13 protein-coding genes and 1 tRNA gene are annotated in these 15143 nt (G+C 61.9%); 9 read left to right on the forward strand and 5 right to left on the reverse strand.

Annotated features, from left to right (window positions below; genetic code table 11):
* Positions 1 to 225 precede the first annotated feature (225 nt).
* The 3 genes from ACZ5ZH_RS11465 (at position 226) to ACZ5ZH_RS11475 (ending at position 2611) form a co-directional block, all read left to right on the forward strand.
* Positions 226 to 987, forward strand: a complete 762-nt coding sequence (locus ACZ5ZH_RS11465; protein WP_464771593.1) for a LuxR C-terminal-related transcriptional regulator — start codon at positions 226 to 228, stop codon at positions 985 to 987.
* 174 nt (positions 988 to 1161) lie between these two features.
* Positions 1162 to 1794, forward strand: a complete 633-nt coding sequence (locus ACZ5ZH_RS11470) for a DUF1326 domain-containing protein (RefSeq protein WP_460987085.1) — start codon at positions 1162 to 1164, stop codon at positions 1792 to 1794.
* 46 nt (positions 1795 to 1840) lie between these two features.
* Positions 1841 to 2611: a DUF2182 domain-containing protein gene (locus ACZ5ZH_RS11475; RefSeq protein ID WP_464771594.1), complete on the forward strand. Its 771-nt coding sequence runs from the start codon at positions 1841 to 1843 to the stop codon at positions 2609 to 2611.
* A gap of 80 nt (positions 2612 to 2691) precedes the next feature.
* Here the strand turns inward: ACZ5ZH_RS11475 and ACZ5ZH_RS11480 are convergent, their stop codons facing one another.
* Complete coding sequence (locus tag ACZ5ZH_RS11480; RefSeq protein WP_464771595.1) at positions 2692 to 4056, reverse strand: aspartate aminotransferase family protein; 1365 nt, start codon at positions 4054 to 4056, stop codon at positions 2692 to 2694.
* Between the two features lie 337 nt (positions 4057 to 4393).
* On the opposite strand from ACZ5ZH_RS11480, the gene putA reads away from it, so the two are divergent.
* Complete coding sequence (gene putA / locus ACZ5ZH_RS11485) at positions 4394 to 7999, forward strand: trifunctional transcriptional regulator/proline dehydrogenase/L-glutamate gamma-semialdehyde dehydrogenase (RefSeq protein WP_464771596.1); 3606 nt, start codon at positions 4394 to 4396, stop codon at positions 7997 to 7999.
* Between the two features lie 45 nt (positions 8000 to 8044).
* Here putA and ACZ5ZH_RS11490 read toward each other — a convergent pair whose 3' ends face one another.
* Together ACZ5ZH_RS11490 and ACZ5ZH_RS11495 are read right to left on the reverse strand one after the other, a co-directional pair.
* Entirely contained in the window at positions 8045 to 8821 is a 777-nt protein-coding gene (locus ACZ5ZH_RS11490) for a 3-keto-disaccharide hydrolase (protein ID WP_464771597.1), read from the reverse strand.
* A gap of 219 nt (positions 8822 to 9040) precedes the next feature.
* Positions 9041 to 9127, reverse strand: a tRNA-Leu gene (locus tag ACZ5ZH_RS11495).
* Between the two features lie 142 nt (positions 9128 to 9269).
* On the opposite strand from ACZ5ZH_RS11495, the gene ACZ5ZH_RS11500 reads away from it, so the two are divergent.
* Positions 9270 to 10028 carry an alpha/beta fold hydrolase gene (locus ACZ5ZH_RS11500; RefSeq protein ID WP_464772645.1) on the forward strand — a complete coding sequence of 253 codons (759 nt, stop codon included), beginning with the start codon at positions 9270 to 9272 and terminating at the stop codon, positions 10026 to 10028.
* On the forward strand, positions 10025 to 10855 hold the full coding sequence (locus ACZ5ZH_RS11505; RefSeq protein WP_464771598.1) for a tetratricopeptide repeat protein: 831 nt from the start codon (positions 10025 to 10027) through the stop codon (positions 10853 to 10855). Before ACZ5ZH_RS11500 ends, ACZ5ZH_RS11505 begins: the two co-directional genes overlap by 4 nt.
* Positions 10856 to 10861: 6 nt before the next feature.
* Here the strand turns inward: ACZ5ZH_RS11505 and ACZ5ZH_RS11510 are convergent, their stop codons facing one another.
* On the reverse strand, positions 10862 to 11566 hold the full coding sequence (locus ACZ5ZH_RS11510) for an SIMPL domain-containing protein (RefSeq protein ID WP_464771599.1): 705 nt from the start codon (positions 11564 to 11566) through the stop codon (positions 10862 to 10864).
* Positions 11567 to 11669: 103 nt separating this feature from the next.
* On the opposite strand from ACZ5ZH_RS11510, the gene ACZ5ZH_RS11515 reads away from it, so the two are divergent.
* From ACZ5ZH_RS11515 to ACZ5ZH_RS11525, 3 genes are read left to right on the forward strand one after another with little or no spacing between them, the layout of a single operon-like run.
* Entirely contained in the window at positions 11670 to 12104 is a 435-nt protein-coding gene (locus ACZ5ZH_RS11515; RefSeq protein WP_449470631.1) for a VOC family protein, read from the forward strand.
* A gap of 4 nt (positions 12105 to 12108) precedes the next feature.
* Positions 12109 to 12831, forward strand: coding sequence for a hydroxyacylglutathione hydrolase (gene gloB / locus ACZ5ZH_RS11520; protein WP_460987091.1), 723 nt, complete (start codon positions 12109 to 12111; stop codon positions 12829 to 12831).
* 57 nt (positions 12832 to 12888) lie between these two features.
* On the forward strand, positions 12889 to 13290 hold the full coding sequence (locus ACZ5ZH_RS11525) for a hypothetical protein (RefSeq protein WP_449470635.1): 402 nt from the start codon (positions 12889 to 12891) through the stop codon (positions 13288 to 13290).
* Positions 13291 to 13293: 3 nt separating this feature from the next.
* On the opposite strand, the gene ACZ5ZH_RS11530 is transcribed toward ACZ5ZH_RS11525, so the two are convergent.
* The gene (locus ACZ5ZH_RS11530; protein ID WP_460988137.1) at positions 13294 to 15036 is read right to left on the reverse strand and encodes an AMP-dependent synthetase/ligase; all 1743 of its coding nucleotides are present in this window, start codon (positions 15034 to 15036) and stop codon (positions 13294 to 13296) included.
* Positions 15037 to 15143: the final 107 nt, after the last annotated feature.

The raw sequence follows: 15143 nt of genomic DNA on the forward strand, positions 1-15143 counted from the left end.
ATAAGGTTAAAGTCAGAATATAACGCATTAACAGTTCGTTAGCGAATTCTGACACTAACCCCAAATTTCCGCGAGCAGTTCAGGACTCTTGTCGCGCAAATATGCTAGTCATAACTTATTGAAACGAAAAGAAAGGGTCGCACTGCAGGCATTTGGAAACTGGTCTTTCACGCTTCGTTTGGGGCCTGCTAACGAAGGTGGAAGGGATCATGAGGGGAATACCCAATGGCTTACCCAGTCAATGTGCGTCTGTTGTGCGGTAATGCAATTGTTAGAGAAGGGCTGAGCCGGATTCTCACTGAACGAGATTTCCGGGTTAACCAATATCCCAATATTGCCGCTGCACTCCAGAAGGCGGAGGTGCCGGAAGAAGATACCGGACCGTCGCTGCTCCTGGTCGATAATGGAACCGAAGAACTTGATGCGGACAGCGTCGCCGTCCTTCAACGGCGATTTCCCTGTTCCTATCTGGTGGTTCTGTCCGACCGGTTCGATTTCCAGACGATGCTGAAGGCCTTCCGGCTTGGTGCAATGGGTTATATCATCAAGGAAATCAGCTGCGACCGCCTGGTGGCGACGCTGCATCTGGTGGCGATGGGCGAACGGGTGCTCCCACCGCAACTCGCCGATGAATTGCAGTCGCGACCGACACTCACGGACGCGCTGGAGGTTGACCGGCCAGTCGATGCCGCCAGCCTGTCGGATCGCGAGCTGGAAATTCTGCGCTGGTTAATCATGGGGTGCCCCAACAAGGTGATCTCCAAGAGAATGGAAATCAGCGAGGCGACGGTGAAGGTCCATGTTAAGGCGGTGCTGCGCAAGCTGCGCGTCAAGAACCGCACCCAGGCTGCGATCTGGGCAGCCAATCATGGAATGCGTGGACGGGTGCCGGAGGTAGAGCCGGTAGTGCCAGTGGAGGTGACGATCCCCCATCCCGCGCAGCTGCCGCCGCTTGAAATGGCTGCCATGCCGCTTAGCCGTGCCTGAACTGGATCGTCGCCCGAAAAGGGCTGCGGTCACCCCCTCATAAATTCTGAATGATGCTCCTGCGCGCAAACGCAGGAGCCTCAGAAGCCCAAGGCAGGGCAGGCTTCGGCCTGTTGAACAACAGCAAAAGCTGCTATGCTGACCCCGTCCAAGACTCAAGGCGGGAGAGGTCCCATGGCCACGCGCTGGACCATCAAGGGCAAGGAATTTGTCCACTGCAATTGCGCCTATGGTTGTCCCTGCCAGTTCAATGCGTTGCCGACGCATGGCCATTGTCAGGCCGTTGCGGCGATCGACATCGAACAGGGTCATCATGATGACACCGACCTGTCGGGCTTACGCATCGGCCTGATCGTCGCCTGGCCGGGGCCGATCCATGAAGGCATGGGCGAAGCCGTTCCGATCGTCGATGAGCGGGCGGACCCGACGCAGAGAGAAGCGTTGCTGCGCATCATGAGCGGGCTGGACACTGTGCCTGGCGCCACCTTCTTCCAGGTTTTTGCCACGACCTACACCAAGGTGCACGATCCCGTATTCGCGCCCATCGACCTACGGGTGGACATTGACGGCCGATCCGCCCGGCTGAATGTTCCCGGCTGGATCGACGCGCGTGGCGAACCGATCGTCAATCCGGTGACGGGAGAAGCGCATCGCGCGCGCATCAACCTGCCCCAGGGTTTTGAATATGATGTGTGCGAGGTCGGTCGCGGTTGGGCGAAAACCCAGGGGCCGGTCGATGTGCAGCTCAGCGATTCCCATGCGCAGTTCGCCGAGCTTCACCTGACCGAGAGTGGCGTTGTCCATTAGGCCGGTGCCACCACCAGACGGCACCCCTTCTGTTGTCCATCAGCTATTGTCGCGAAACAACCTGATCGTCGGAGCGGCGCTGCTGCTGCTGGTGATGATGGCCTGGATGTGGCTCATTTCCACGCCGGACGCCTCAATGGGGGACATGGCGGGGGAAGGAATGGCGGACATGCCGATGGGCGCGATGCCCATGGCCATCCAGCCCTTGTCGCCCAGCTATTTTCTCGCCGCCTTCGCCATGTGGTCGATCATGATGGTCGCCATGATGCTTCCTTCCGCCGCGCCCATGATATTGCTGCATGCGCGGATTGCTCGAGCGACCAGTGACTATGCGCGTTTGCTGCACAGCCTTATGGTCATGGGCTCTTATCTGCTCATATGGACAGGTTTTTCAGCGATCGCGGCTGGCGCACAGGCCCTGCTGTTGCATGGTGGCTATTTGTCAGCCGCGACGCTGTCTCTGGGTGGCCGCATGGGCGCTGCTGGCCTGTTGCTGGTGGCGGCTCTCTATGAATTGACGCCCGCCAAGCATCGCTGCCTGGAAAACTGCCAGTCGCCGCTCATCTTCATTCATCGCTACTGGCGCCCCGGTGCAGGCGGCGCGTTCCAGATCGGCATGCGGCATGGACTTTATTGTCTGGGCTGCTGCTGGGCGCTGATGCTGCTGCTGTTTGTGGGCGGCGTCATGAATCTCGCCTGGATCGCATTTTTCACATGCCTGGTCGCCGCCCAGAAGATGGCGCCGCCCCGCTGGCGGCTGGATCGGTGGACCGCTGCATTCCTGTTTTTCGCGGCACTGTTTGTCGCGCTTCGCTGACGCTGGGTGAGCCGCGCGGCAACCGGGGCCGGACCGGAGCAACCGCTGCGTCGCGCAGCCGTTACTCCGATGCCGGGCTGTTAGCCGATGGTTTCTTCGAAGATAGCCATCGTACGTTCGAACCGAGCGAACAGCTCGTCAAGCTCTTCGGCGGTGATGATAAGCGGCGGGCAGAAGACGATCGTATCGCCTAGCGCCCGTACGATCAGGCCCTGCGTCAGCCCGATTTCGACCAAGCGCGACCCGGCCTTTACTGCGGGGTCGAAGCTGGTCCGGTTTTCAGGATCGGCATAAAGCTCGATAGCGCCGACCAGGCCGACCCCACGTACTTCGCCCACATATTTGCGGCCTTCATAGCTCCGTAACGCCTTCTGGAATTGCGGCATCAACGACTGCACGTGGCCGACGACATTATCTTCTTCGTAGATTTTGAGTGTTTCCAGCGCGATGGCGCAGCTGACCGGATGGCCCGAATAGGTGAAGCCGTGGCCGAAGGTGCCGATGGTGCCGCTGTTCCGGGCGATCGGCGCATAGACCTTCTCATTCACCATCACGGCGGAGATCGGTGCATAGCCAGATGACAGCCCCTTCGCCGTGGTGAGGATATCGGGCTTCATGCCGAAAGTGGTCGAACCGAACATCTCACCTGTCCGGCCATAGCCGCACACCACTTCGTCCGCGACGAGCAGCACGTCATATTTCGCCAGTACCTTCTGGACCTTTTCGAAATAGGTAGTCGGCGGCGTAAGGACCCCGCCCGCACCCATGACCGGTTCGGCGAAGAAGGCAGCGACCGTCTCCGGCCCTTCTTCCAGAATGAGCTTTTCAAGATTGTCGGCGAGTCGGGTCGCGAAATCCTCTTCGCTTTCGCCCGGTTCGGCGTAGCGGAAGTAATGCGGGCAATCGGTATGCAGAATATTATGGATGGGCAGGTCGAAATCGCGATGATTGGTGACAAGCCCGCTCAGGCTGGCCGACGCCACGGTAACGCCGTGATAGGCATTGCGTCGGGCGATGATCTTCTTCTTCTCCGGCTTGCCGATGGCATTATGATAATACCAGATCAGCTTCACAGCAGAGTCGTTTGCTTCAGATCCGCTGTTGGCGAAGAACACCTTCGACATCGGCACGGGCGCGATCGACAACAGCTTGTTGGCCAGCGCGATCACGGCTGGATTGGAACGGCCGGTGAAGGTGTGATAATAGGGTAATCCACGCAGCGCTTCGCTGCCCGCCTTGGCCAGACGCTCGTTGCTGAAGCCCAGAGAGGCGCACCACAGCGCTGATACAGCTTCAAGATAGCGGTTCCCCCGATCATCTTCCACGAAGACGCCGTCCCCCTTTGTTATAACGAGGGGACCGACCTCAGGATGGGTCGCCAAATTCGTGAAGGAGTGGAGGTGAGCTGCAATATCAGCTGCAGCATTTTCTCTGGGATCGTACATTATCTTCGTGCTTCCGATCTTTTAGAAACTGACATTTCGGCCGTCCCGGAGATGGATATGCGCCCGACGACCATTACGCGCAGAATGTGGGGATCGACTTACCCTCATCCATGCAGGGAAGTAGCGTGCCCGCCGGATGCATAAGAATTTTGTGGACACTTATCAACACATGATCATGGGACGGGGCGGTTTGTCTGAGATTTCCGTCGATTGAAGGCGGCGAACAAGTCCAGATAGAGTGATTTTCCAGCTTTTCCCCGACCGGGATGCTGAATTGGGTCAATCCATCCATATATGCGATTCTTAGGCCCAATGATGGAGGGTAGTTGGAGCTGCCATGACCCGACGCGTGCCCTTCCAAGGCTTTGCGCCGCCCATACGTCCCCAGTCACCTCTTCGGCGAGCGATCACCGCCGCCTACCGGCGGGAAGAGCCCGCGTGCATCGCGCCGCTGCTGGAAGCCGCGACTCTTGAGCCATCGGATCGCGAAGCGATCAGAAAACTCGCCCGCCTGCTCGTGACCACGCTCCGCGCCAACCACAGGGGCAACGGCGTGGAAGGGCTGATCCAGGAATATTCACTTTCCAGTGAAGAGGGCGTGGCGCTGATGTGCCTCGCCGAAGCATTGCTGCGTATCCCCGATCAGACGACACGCGACGCATTGATCCGCGACAAGCTTTCTGGTGGCGACTGGGGATCGCATCTGGGCGGCGGCAAATCACTGTTCGTCAACGCAGCGACATGGGGCCTGGTCGTGACCGGCAAGCTGGTCGGCAGCGTCGATGATTATGGGCTGGGCGCCGCGCTTACCCGGCTGGTGGCGCGCGCGGGGGAGCCAGTGATCCGTCGCGGCGTGGATCTCGCCATGCGGATGATGGGCGAACAGTTCGTGACGGGCGAGACGATCGAGCAGGCATTGAAGCGAGCTCGCAGGCTGGAAGCGAAGGGCTTCCGCTACAGCTACGACATGCTGGGTGAGGCGGCGACGACCGGGGCCGATGCCGACCGCTATCATGCCGATTATGAGCGTGCCATTCACGCGATCGGAAAGGAGGCGCGCGGACGCGGCGTGTATGAAGGCCCCGGCATCTCGATCAAGCTTTCGGCGCTGCATCCCCGCTATGCCCGCTCTCAGGCGGATCGGGTGATGGGGGAATTGCTGCCCCGCGTGCGGCAACTGGCTCTGCTCGCCAAAAGCTATGATATCGGCCTCAACATCGATGCCGAGGAAATGGACCGGCTCGAACTCTCCCTCGACCTTCTCGAAAGTCTGGCGACAGATGCGGAATTGGCCGGATGGGAGGGCCTGGGGTTCGTCATTCAAGCCTATGGCAAGCGCTGCCCCTTCGTCATCGACTGGATCATCGATCTTGCCCGGCGTGCAGGACGCCGCATGATGGTCCGTCTGGTGAAGGGCGCCTATTGGGACGCGGAGATCAAGCGCGCCCAGGTGGACGGCCTTGCCGACTTCCCGGTCTACACGCGCAAGGCGCACACCGATGTCGCCTATATCGCTTGCGCAAAAAAGCTGCTTGCGGCCCCCGATGCGATCTTTCCGCAATTTGCGACCCATAATGCGCAGACCCTCGCGACCATTTACCGCATTGCCGGGCCGGATTTCAGCGTCGGCCAATATGAATTTCAGTGCCTGCACGGCATGGGAGAGCCGCTATACGAACAGGTCGTGGGCAAGGAAAATCTCGACCGCCCGTGCCGCATCTATGCGCCGGTTGGCACGCATGAGACGCTGCTAGCCTATCTGGTCCGCCGCTTGCTTGAGAATGGCGCCAACTCTTCCTTCGTCCATCGTATCGCAGACCCGACGGTTTCGGTCGAGGATCTGATCGCTGATCCGGCCGAGGTGGTCCGTGCCATGCCCCATCCCGGCGCGAAGCATGACCTGATCGTCCTGCCGACCGATCTGTATCCCGACCGCCGCAATTCAACCGGCTTTGACCTTAGCGATGAAAGCACGCTCGCCGCCCTGTCGCAGGCCCTTCGCGATAGCGCCGCGATCGAATGGATGGCGGCGCCGACCTTTGGTTCAGGGGAGGCGCGCGCCATACGCAATCCGGCCGATCATCGGGACAGGGTCGGCACGGTGGTGGAACTGGCGGCCGGGGACGCCGCAGCCCTCATGTCCCGTGCCGCGACATCCGATTGGGGAAGCGGGCCGGTGGAGGAGCGCGCAGCCATTCTGGAACGCACCGCCGACGCGATGCAGGCGCGCATGCCCATCCTGCTCGGCCTGTTGATCCGCGAAGCCGGAAAATCTCTTTCCAACGCGATCGCGGAGGTTCGCGAGGCGGTCGATTTCCTCCGCTATTATGCCGCGCAGGCACGGGCTAATCTCGGCGCCGGGCAGGAGCCTCTGGGACCGATCCTGTGCATCAGTCCGTGGAATTTTCCCCTCGCGATCTTCACCGGTCAGGTCGCCGCCGCTCTGGTTGCAGGCAATCCGGCGCTGGCAAAACCCGCAGTCCAAACGCCACTGATCGCGGCGGAGGCCGTGCGCTTGCTGCATGAGGCGGGCGTGCCCCGGCATGCTCTTCAATTGGCGCCCGGCGATGGTGCCTTGGGCAGCGCTCTGGTGGCGGCGCCGGAAACCGCCGGCGTCATGTTCACAGGATCGACCGCCGTCGCGCGACTGATTCAGGGCCAACTTGCCAAGAGGCTTTCACCCGCAGGCCGCCCTATTCCGTTTGTCGCTGAAACGGGCGGGCAGAACGCGATGATCGTCGACTCGTCCGCTCTCGCCGAACAGGTGGTAGCGGACGTGCTGGTCTCCGCATTCGACAGCGCGGGTCAGCGCTGTTCCGCGCTGCGCATACTCTGCCTGCAGGAAGAGGTGGCGGATCGCATTCTCCTGATGCTCAAGGGCGCGTTGGGGGAAATGCGCGTTGGCAGCACCGATGCGCTGAGGACGGACATCGGCCCGGTGATCACGCAGGCGGCAAAGGCGGGGATCGATCAGCACATTGCCAGAATGCGCGTGCGCGGAAAACGGGTTGATCAACTCACCCTGCCTGCCGAGGCGGCACACGGCACCTTCGTTGCGCCAACGATTATCGAGATCGACGATATAGCCGAGTTGGAGCGGGAGGTTTTCGGCCCGGTCCTGCATGTCGTGCGTTTTCGCCGGGAGCGGTTGGGCACGCTGATCGATTCGATCAACGCCACTGGCTATGGGCTGACCTTCGGCCTTCACACCCGGCTCGATGAGACCATCTCTTATGTCACATCGCGGGTGAGGGCGGGCAACCTTTACGTGAACCGCAACATGATCGGCGCAGTTGTCGGCGTCCAGCCGTTCGGGGGCTGCGGGCTTTCTGGAACGGGACCCAAGGCTGGCGGGCCGCTTTATCTTAACCGACTGGTGACGCGGCCATTCGCATGTGGATGGAAGTCGCGGCATCCTGTTTCACCCATCCATGATTTCGCGGATTGGCTGGAAGAAAAGGGAGAAATCGGCAGCGCGAGGAAAGCTCGTGCCTATGCCGCCGCCTCTACTCTTGGAGTGGAACGCGCGCTCGCCGGACCAGTCGGGGAACGCAACCTTTACAGCCTGCATCCCCGTGGTCAGGTGTGGATGATGCCGCAGAGCCGGGATGGCTTGTTCGAACAGATGGCCGCCATCCTTGCGACCGGGAACCGGGGCGTGGTTGTGGAGGCGCTTCCCGACGATTTGCCCCCAAATGTCGCCGCTGCATTCGCTGGCCTGCCTGACGGGCCTTATGCAGTTGCGCTGGTGGAAGGACACAGGGCAGCCGTTGCCCGAGCCCTGGCGGAAGTCACAGCGATGCCGGGGCCTATCATTTCCGTTCATGCAGCTGAGCCGGACCAGCCCCTTGCCTATCATTGCGATTGGTTGCTTGAAGAAGTGTCGATTTCCATCAACACGACCGCTGCTGGAGGTAATGCCAGCCTGATGATGATCGGATAAGCGCCAACGCCGACGCTTCCATAGCCGATCCCTTCACGGATTGCGCTACAGCAGCTTCAACCGGATGTTGCGGAATTCCACCTTCATCGGCGGACCTACGTGCGCCTGCATCCCGATTTCGCCCTTGCGCCGACGATCCGCCGACTCATCGATCGCGGCCGCCATCAATTGGCCGTTCAACAGATGATAGATGGCCGGACCCTTGGCGATGATATGGGCTTCGTTCCATTCAGCTTTGATCGCTGCTTTCAGAGGGCCGGACTCACCAATGGAACTGATTATTTGCGACGGCGGTGACGTTGTTCGCGCAAACTGACCACGGCGGGCGATAAAGCCGCGCCCCCGTTCCTCGTAGACCATGGCCGTGAAGAGATTCCGGCCGTCGATATCAAACTGTAGCCCCGACATGGCGAAGCGATTGGTAGGCGTGATCGCGTCTTTGACAACGGTGCTGCGGTAATTGACGCCGCTATTGCCTTCAGGGGTGATCCGATACTCCGCCTTCAATTCGAAATCCTCGGGCCTCCCGCCTTCCCAGATCAGGAAAGTGTTGCTCCGAAGCAGGGTGTCCGGCGTCACTTCGCCAACTATGCAGCCGTCTTCCACGCGCCAGTATCGCGGATCACCGCGCCAGCCCGCCAGGGTGCGACCGTCAAACAAGGGTTTGAACCCCGGCCCATCACCGTCGACCGGCCGGGGCATCAGGGGCATGGCTTTTGGTGCAGGTGCCTCTGGCCGTTGCGTCGCCACGGCCAAGCGCGGGAATAGCGTCAACGTGGTCGCTGCGGCGATGAACGTCCGACGTCCGGTCCTCTGATCCATGCTTTTCTCCAATGTCGATGCGCTGGTTCGGCGGTTAACAGCATGGTCGCGAAAAGTCCTGCTTGGTCAAGCCGGGTACCGCCCGCACCGCCGGAAGGATCATCAAAAGCGATATATTACTGGAGATTATAATTGGATTTCGCAGGACAGCGTCCGGCAATTTTCTGTCGAAAGCGCTGTAAAATCAGTCGCTCGCTTGGCGCCTTTAGCGTCCAAAAATGGTGCCCAGAAGAGGACTCGAACCTCCACGACCTTGCGATCGCCAGCACCTGAAGCTGGTGCGTCTACCAATTCCGCCATCTGGGCACGGGGTAGGACGGCGCGATTAGCCGTTGGTCCTCACACTGTCAATTCCGCGACGGGCATTATTTTTCTTCCTTTCTGGTTTTCTGCGCGTCAGCGTCTATTGCATCAGGCAGGACGCATTGATCGCCAGTGGAGACAGCCGATAGCCCCCTTCCAAGCCGCGCCGCTGGCGCTGTTCGCCCGTCCCGATGGGGTCCGGCTCGCATATCGGTATCGTGCGGGCGCGGGGCCGACCATCGTCTTTCTGCCGGGCTACATGTCCGACATGGAGGGCGGCAAGGCGGTGGCGATCGACGCCTGGGCGGCGGAGACCGGAAGGGCGATGTTGCGGCTCGACTATGGCGGCAACGGCGCTAGCGAAGGCCGCTTTGAGGATGGCACGCTCGCCAGCTGGCGCGACGATGCGCTGCTGTTGATCGACGCCCTGACGGACGGGCCGTTGCTGCTGGTGGGGTCGTCCATGGGCGGCTGGATTGCCCTGCTCATCGCGCTGGCTCGCCCTGACCGCGTTGTCGGGCTGGTCGGCATCGCGGCCGCGCCGGATTTCACCGAATGGGGCTTTAGCGACGCAGACAAGGCTTTGCTGGCCACCCAGGGGCGGCTGACCGAACCCACGCCCTATGGCGATCAGCCGCTGGTGACGACGCTTGCCTTCTGGCAGTCGGGGCAGGCGCTTCGCTTGCTGAACGGTCCTGTCGCCATCGATTGCCCTGTGCGGCTGATTCAAGGGCAGGAGGACCGCGACGTCCCTTGGCAGACCGCGCTGCGGCTAGCCCAGCGCCTGCATTCATATGATGTGCAGACGCTGCTGATTAAGGATGGCGACCACCGTCTGTCGCGCGATGGCGACATTGCATTGCTGATCCACACTCTCGGCAGTCTTTTGGACAATCTTCGATGAGCTTTATCCTTCCGTTGCTGCTTTTGACGCCGCAAGCCTATGATCCGGAAATTGAGGCGGTGATGAACCGGCCCAAGAAGGAGGCGCAGGCGCCCGCACCAAGCCCCGCTGCTGACGGTCGCATTCCCGTTCCGGAAAAATATGCCAAGCCTTTCCAGGCCTGTCTCGACGAGGCGCTTCAATCGCCTGAGCCGGGCGTCGCGTTCGCGCAGAAATGGCGGCTGGAAGGGGGCAGCTTCTACGCGCGCCATTGCATGGGTTTCGCCTATGCCCGGGCGGAGCGGTGGGCGCCCGCCATCGTGTCTTTCGAGCAGGCTGCTGATGAGGCTGAGCGCAGCGGTGAAATGGCGCAGAGCGCGCGCTTATGGGCGCAGGCCGGCAATGCCGCGCTGGCGGCGGGCGATCCCGCCAAGGCGCGCACTAGCTTCGACGCGGCACTGGCGCGCGGCCTGCCCGATGGCGTGGAAAAGGGGGAAACGCATCTTGATCGCGCCCGCGCCCTCGTCGCGCTGGGTGAGGTCAAGGAAGCACGCGAATCGCTCGATGTGGCGCTGGCGCAGGTGCCGCAGGACCCGCTGGCGTGGCTGCTCTCGGCCACGCTCGCCCGCCGCGCGGGGGAGTTGAAGCTGGCGCAGGCGCATATCGCGCGGGCGGTGCAGCTTTCTCCCGATGACGCGTCCGTGGCTTTGGAGGAGGGCAATATCGCTGTCCTGACCGATCATGCCGACATCGCCCGATCGGCCTGGCAAAGAGCAGTCAAGCTCGCGCCGCAGTCGCCCGCAGGCAAGGCGGCCGCCGATAATCTCACCCGGCTACCGCCTGCCTGAACCCGCCTATTTAAGGTAGAAGTCGACGGTCGTGACGACGCGGACCTTCTTGTAAGGCGTGTCGCTCGATCCGTCGGCCTCTCCATCGCGTGGATCGATGGAAAAATAGCCCTGAGTGGCGCTCTTGATGGCCCCGACGCTCGCGCCGCTGTCGCGTGCGAATTGCTCGGCTGCGGCGCGGGCATCGCGGGTCGCGGCGGCCACCATGGGGGGCTTGACGTCGTTGAGCTTTGTGAAGCTGTAGCGCATGCCGGAGCCTTCCTGCAGCGTGACGCCCCGACGGACCAGATCGAACTGCTGCGCGACTGCTTTCTGGGCGCGTGCGATGTCGGTCGTGCGTAACAACATGCGCTGGGTGATGGTGATCGTGTTGACGCCGTTGTTGATATATTGATTCACGCCCGCACCCGTGGGCGTCAGCGCCTCTGGCTTGAAGCCAAGGCTCGTAAAATAGGCCTTCAACTCCCGCGTATTATTGTCGATCTCGGCGCGCACGGCGGGCAGGTCGAAGCCGGTCGCGGCGTAACTGATCGACCAGGTTGCAAGGTCGGCCGTGACATTGCGTTCCGCTAGGCCCCTCACTGTGACGGATCGGTCCGCTGCTTTCGCGCGCTTCAGCCCGTCGCCCAGCAGATAGCCGCCGCTGACCAGCCCCAGCGCCAGCAACCCGGCACAGCCCAGCAGCACCTTGTCGCGATACTCGATTGCCATTCGCGTCTCCTCTTCCATCCACGCCTGCGCCGCCCTATCTTGGGATCATTCCTGCCATTGCCGAGATGAACCGTTGCTTGATGGCGACGAACGGAGCGACCGCTTGACCAAATATCTGCATACCATGATCCGCGTGACTGACGTTGACCGCACGGTCGCCTTCTTCAAGCTGTTGGGGCTGGAGGAGCAGAAACGCTTCGACAATGAAAATGGACGCTACACCCTCGTTTTCCTAGCCGCGCCGGGCGATGAGGATGCTCAGGTGGAGCTGACCTACAACTGGCCACCGGAAGACGGCAGGCCAGCGGAAAGCTATGGCGAGGGCCGGAATTTCGGCCATCTCGCCTATCGCGTCGATAATATCTACGCGGTGTGTCAGCGGCTGATGGATGCAGGCGTCACCATCAATCGCCCGCCACGCGACGGCCACATGGCCTTTGTCCGCACGCCCGATAATATCTCGATAGAATTGTTGCAGGACGGATATCTCGATCCTGCCGAACCTTGGGCGTCGATGCCCAATACCGGCGTCTGGTAAGCCGATGCTGAGCGTTGTCCGAATCCCGGTGCTGTCCGATAATTATGTCTGGCTGCTGCATGATGATGCCAGTGGCGAGACCGTGGTGGTCGACCCGGCGGTGGCGGACCCTGTGCTGGCGGCGGCGGCCGAGCGGGGCTGGACCATCAGCCAGATCTGGAACACGCATTGGCATGGCGATCATGTGGGCGGCAACGCGGCGATCAAGGCGGCGACCGGCTGCCGGATCACCGGGCCGACCGCAGAGGCGGCCAAGATCGGCACGCTCGACCGCGAAGTGGGGGAAGGGGATGAGGTTCGCATCGGCGATCATGTTGCCACAGTGATGGAGGTGCCTGCCCATACGGCGGGGCATATCGCCTATCATCTGGCCGCCGATCACATCATCTTTGTCGGCGACACGTTGTTCGCCATGGGCTGCGGGCGGCTGTTCGAAGGGACGGCGGATCAGATGTTCACCAACATGACCCGCCTCGCAGCGTTGCCAGACGAAACGATGGTCTATTGCGCCCATGAATATACGCAGGGGAATGGCCGTTTTGGCCTGACGATCGAGCCGGACAATGAAGCACTCGCCGATCGCATGGTGCAGGTCGATGCCGCCCGCGCACGCGGCGAGGCTACCGTGCCCACGACCATAGGGCTGGAGCGCGCGACTAATATCTTCATGCGCGCCAGCGACGCGGATGAGCTGGCACGCCGCCGCAAGGCCAAGGATACCGCCTGACGGTTCGGGCGTTACGCCGACGTCTCCATTCATGGAGACATGTGCAGGAGGATTGCCATGCGTGCATCGATATGTCTGGTGCCACTGATGCTGGCAGCGTGCGCAGGCGGTAGCGAGCCCCCGCGCCTTACGGAGAAACAAGCGGCCCGGCTTGAGGCCGCACTGGAAGGCAAAGTCGCGGGCGAGCCAGTCAACTGCGTGAGCCGCTATCCGGGCTCCAGCCTCACCGCTGTCAGTGAAAGCGTGCTGCTGTACCGGGTGAGTGGGCGGCTGATCTATCGCAACGACCTGATCGGTAGTTGCACCGGGTTGGGGAGGGGCGATACCCTCATCATCAAGCCGACAGGCTCGCAATATTGCCGGGGCGATCTCGCGCGGAGCGCCGATCTGGTCACCGGGTCGATCACCGGCGGTTGCGCGCTGGGGTCATTCACGCCCTATCGCACCCCCGGCCGCTGACGGTCAGCCCTTGTAGAGCGCGTCCAACCGTTCCTGATAGCGCGCCTTGATGATATGGCGGCGGATCTTCATCGATGGCGTCATCTCGCCATTTTCGATGGTGAAGGGTTCGTCGGCCAAGATGATGCGCCGGACCCGTTCGGTGACGGACAGGTCTTCATTCACCCGATCGACCGCCGCCCTTAATGCTGCCTGATAGGCGGCGTTGGATGCGGTGTCGTCCGCGTCAAGGCCGTGCGCCGCCGCCCATTCGCGCGTCCACTCGGCATCGGGCACCAGCAGCCCGACCAGATGCGGACGCCGGTCGCCATAGACCATGGCCTGACCGATCTCCGGCTGTAGCGTCAACATGCCCTCGACCTTCTGCGGCGACACATTGTCGCCCTTGTCATTGACGATCAGGTCCTTCTTGCGATCGGTGATGCGGATGCGCCCCTTGGCGTCGATCTCGCCAATGTCTCCGGTGTGCAGCCACCCGTCCTTCAGCGCCTTTTCGGTTTCGGCGGCATTGCGCCAATAGCCCTGCATCACCAGTTCGCCGCGCACCAATATTTCGCCATCCTCGGCGATCCTGACCTCCACCCCGTCGAGCGGCGGGCCGACCGTGTCCATCGCGATACCCGCGCGCGGCCGGTTGCAGCTGACCACTGGCCCCGCCTCCGTCTGACCATAGCCCTGCAACAGCGTCAGCCCCATCGCGTCGAAAAACAGGCCGACATCCGGATTGAGCGGCGCGCCGCCCGATACCAGTGCCTTCATCCGCCCGCCAAAGCGCTTGGCGATCTTGGGCTTCAGCGTCCGGTTCAGCAGCAGCTTGATCGGCAGGTCGGCGATCGATGTGTTACCGTTCTGCTCCTTCGCGGCGATCCGCAGCGCTTGCGCCAGCAGCCAGGCGGGGAACTTGCCCTGCTTCTCGATCGACTTGATGATCCGGGCGCGCAGCACCTCGAACAGGCGGGGCACGACGACCATGATCGTCGGGCGCGCTTCCTCTATGTTGCTGGCGAGCTTTTCCAGCCCTTCCGCATAATAGATCTGCCCGCCCAGCATGATTGGCAGAAACTGGCCGCCGCTATGTTCATAGGCGTGGCTGAGCGGCAGGAAGGACAGGAAAACTTCATCCCCCCAGCCGAAATCCTCCGCGACCAGCCTGCCCGCGCCTTCGATATTGCACAGTATCGCGCCGTGATGCTGCATGACGCCGCGTGGCGCACCACCTGTGCCGCTGGTATAGATGATGCAGGCGAGGTCATCCCGTCCGGCCGTCTGTTCGGCGGCGCAGGCGTCGGGATCAGCGATGCGGGACGCGACCATGTCGGCCCACAGATGACAGGACAGATCGCCCTGCGCGCCCCGGAGCGGCTCCATTCCGATGATGAAACTTGCTTGCGATCGCAACACGGCGGGCATCAGCGTCTGCGCCAGCTTGGCCGTCGACACGATCACCGCGCGGGCGCCGCTGTCCGTCAGGATATGCTGATGATCGCGCGTGGTGTTGGTGGTGTAAGTCGGCACCGTCACGCATCCCGCCGCCATGATGGCAAGGTCGGCGATGCAGAATTCGGGGCGGTTCTCACTCACCAACATGACCGGGTCGCCCGGCTTCAGCCCTTGCGCCTTGAGCGCGGCGGCAAGTCCCGCCACCTGCAAGGCCACCTCGGTCCAGCTGAGCGATTGCCAGCCGCCGACCGTCTTGCGCCACAGGAAGGGAAGGTCGCCCATTTCCTTCGCCCGGGCGAAGAACATGGTCACCAGATTGGGATACTGTTCGATCGCCCGCAAAGCAGCGCAACTCCTTGATTCAAGAGCGCGTCCGATGCGCGCATCCGCTCCTTGCCGACGCTATAGCCGCG

Source organism: Sphingobium sp. TomMM7A, from assembly GCF_055397305.1.

Bases quoted from the DNA above. Each gene is read 5' to 3' on its own strand.
- ACZ5ZH_RS11510 (WP_464771599.1), bottom strand. From the start codon at position 11,566: ATGGCAATCGAGTATCGCGACAAGGTGCTGCTGGGCTGTGCCGGGTTG.
- putA (WP_464771596.1), top strand. From the start codon at position 4,394: ATGACCCGACGCGTGCCCTTCCAAGGCTTTGCGCCGCCCATACGTCCC.
- ACZ5ZH_RS11525 (WP_449470635.1), top strand. From the start codon at position 12,889: ATGCGTGCATCGATATGTCTGGTGCCACTGATGCTGGCAGCGTGCGCA.
- ACZ5ZH_RS11470 (WP_460987085.1), top strand. From the start codon at position 1,162: ATGGCCACGCGCTGGACCATCAAGGGCAAGGAATTTGTCCACTGCAAT.
- ACZ5ZH_RS11465 (WP_464771593.1), top strand. From the start codon at position 226: ATGGCTTACCCAGTCAATGTGCGTCTGTTGTGCGGTAATGCAATTGTT.
- ACZ5ZH_RS11505 (WP_464771598.1), top strand. From the start codon at position 10,025: ATGAGCTTTATCCTTCCGTTGCTGCTTTTGACGCCGCAAGCCTATGAT.
- ACZ5ZH_RS11530 (WP_460988137.1), bottom strand. From the start codon at position 15,036: ATGTTCTTCGCCCGGGCGAAGGAAATGGGCGACCTTCCCTTCCTGTGG.
- gloB (WP_460987091.1), top strand. From the start codon at position 12,109: ATGCTGAGCGTTGTCCGAATCCCGGTGCTGTCCGATAATTATGTCTGG.
- ACZ5ZH_RS11480 (WP_464771595.1), bottom strand. From the start codon at position 4,056: ATGTACGATCCCAGAGAAAATGCTGCAGCTGATATTGCAGCTCACCTC.
- ACZ5ZH_RS11490 (WP_464771597.1), bottom strand. From the start codon at position 8,821: ATGGATCAGAGGACCGGACGTCGGACGTTCATCGCCGCAGCGACCACG.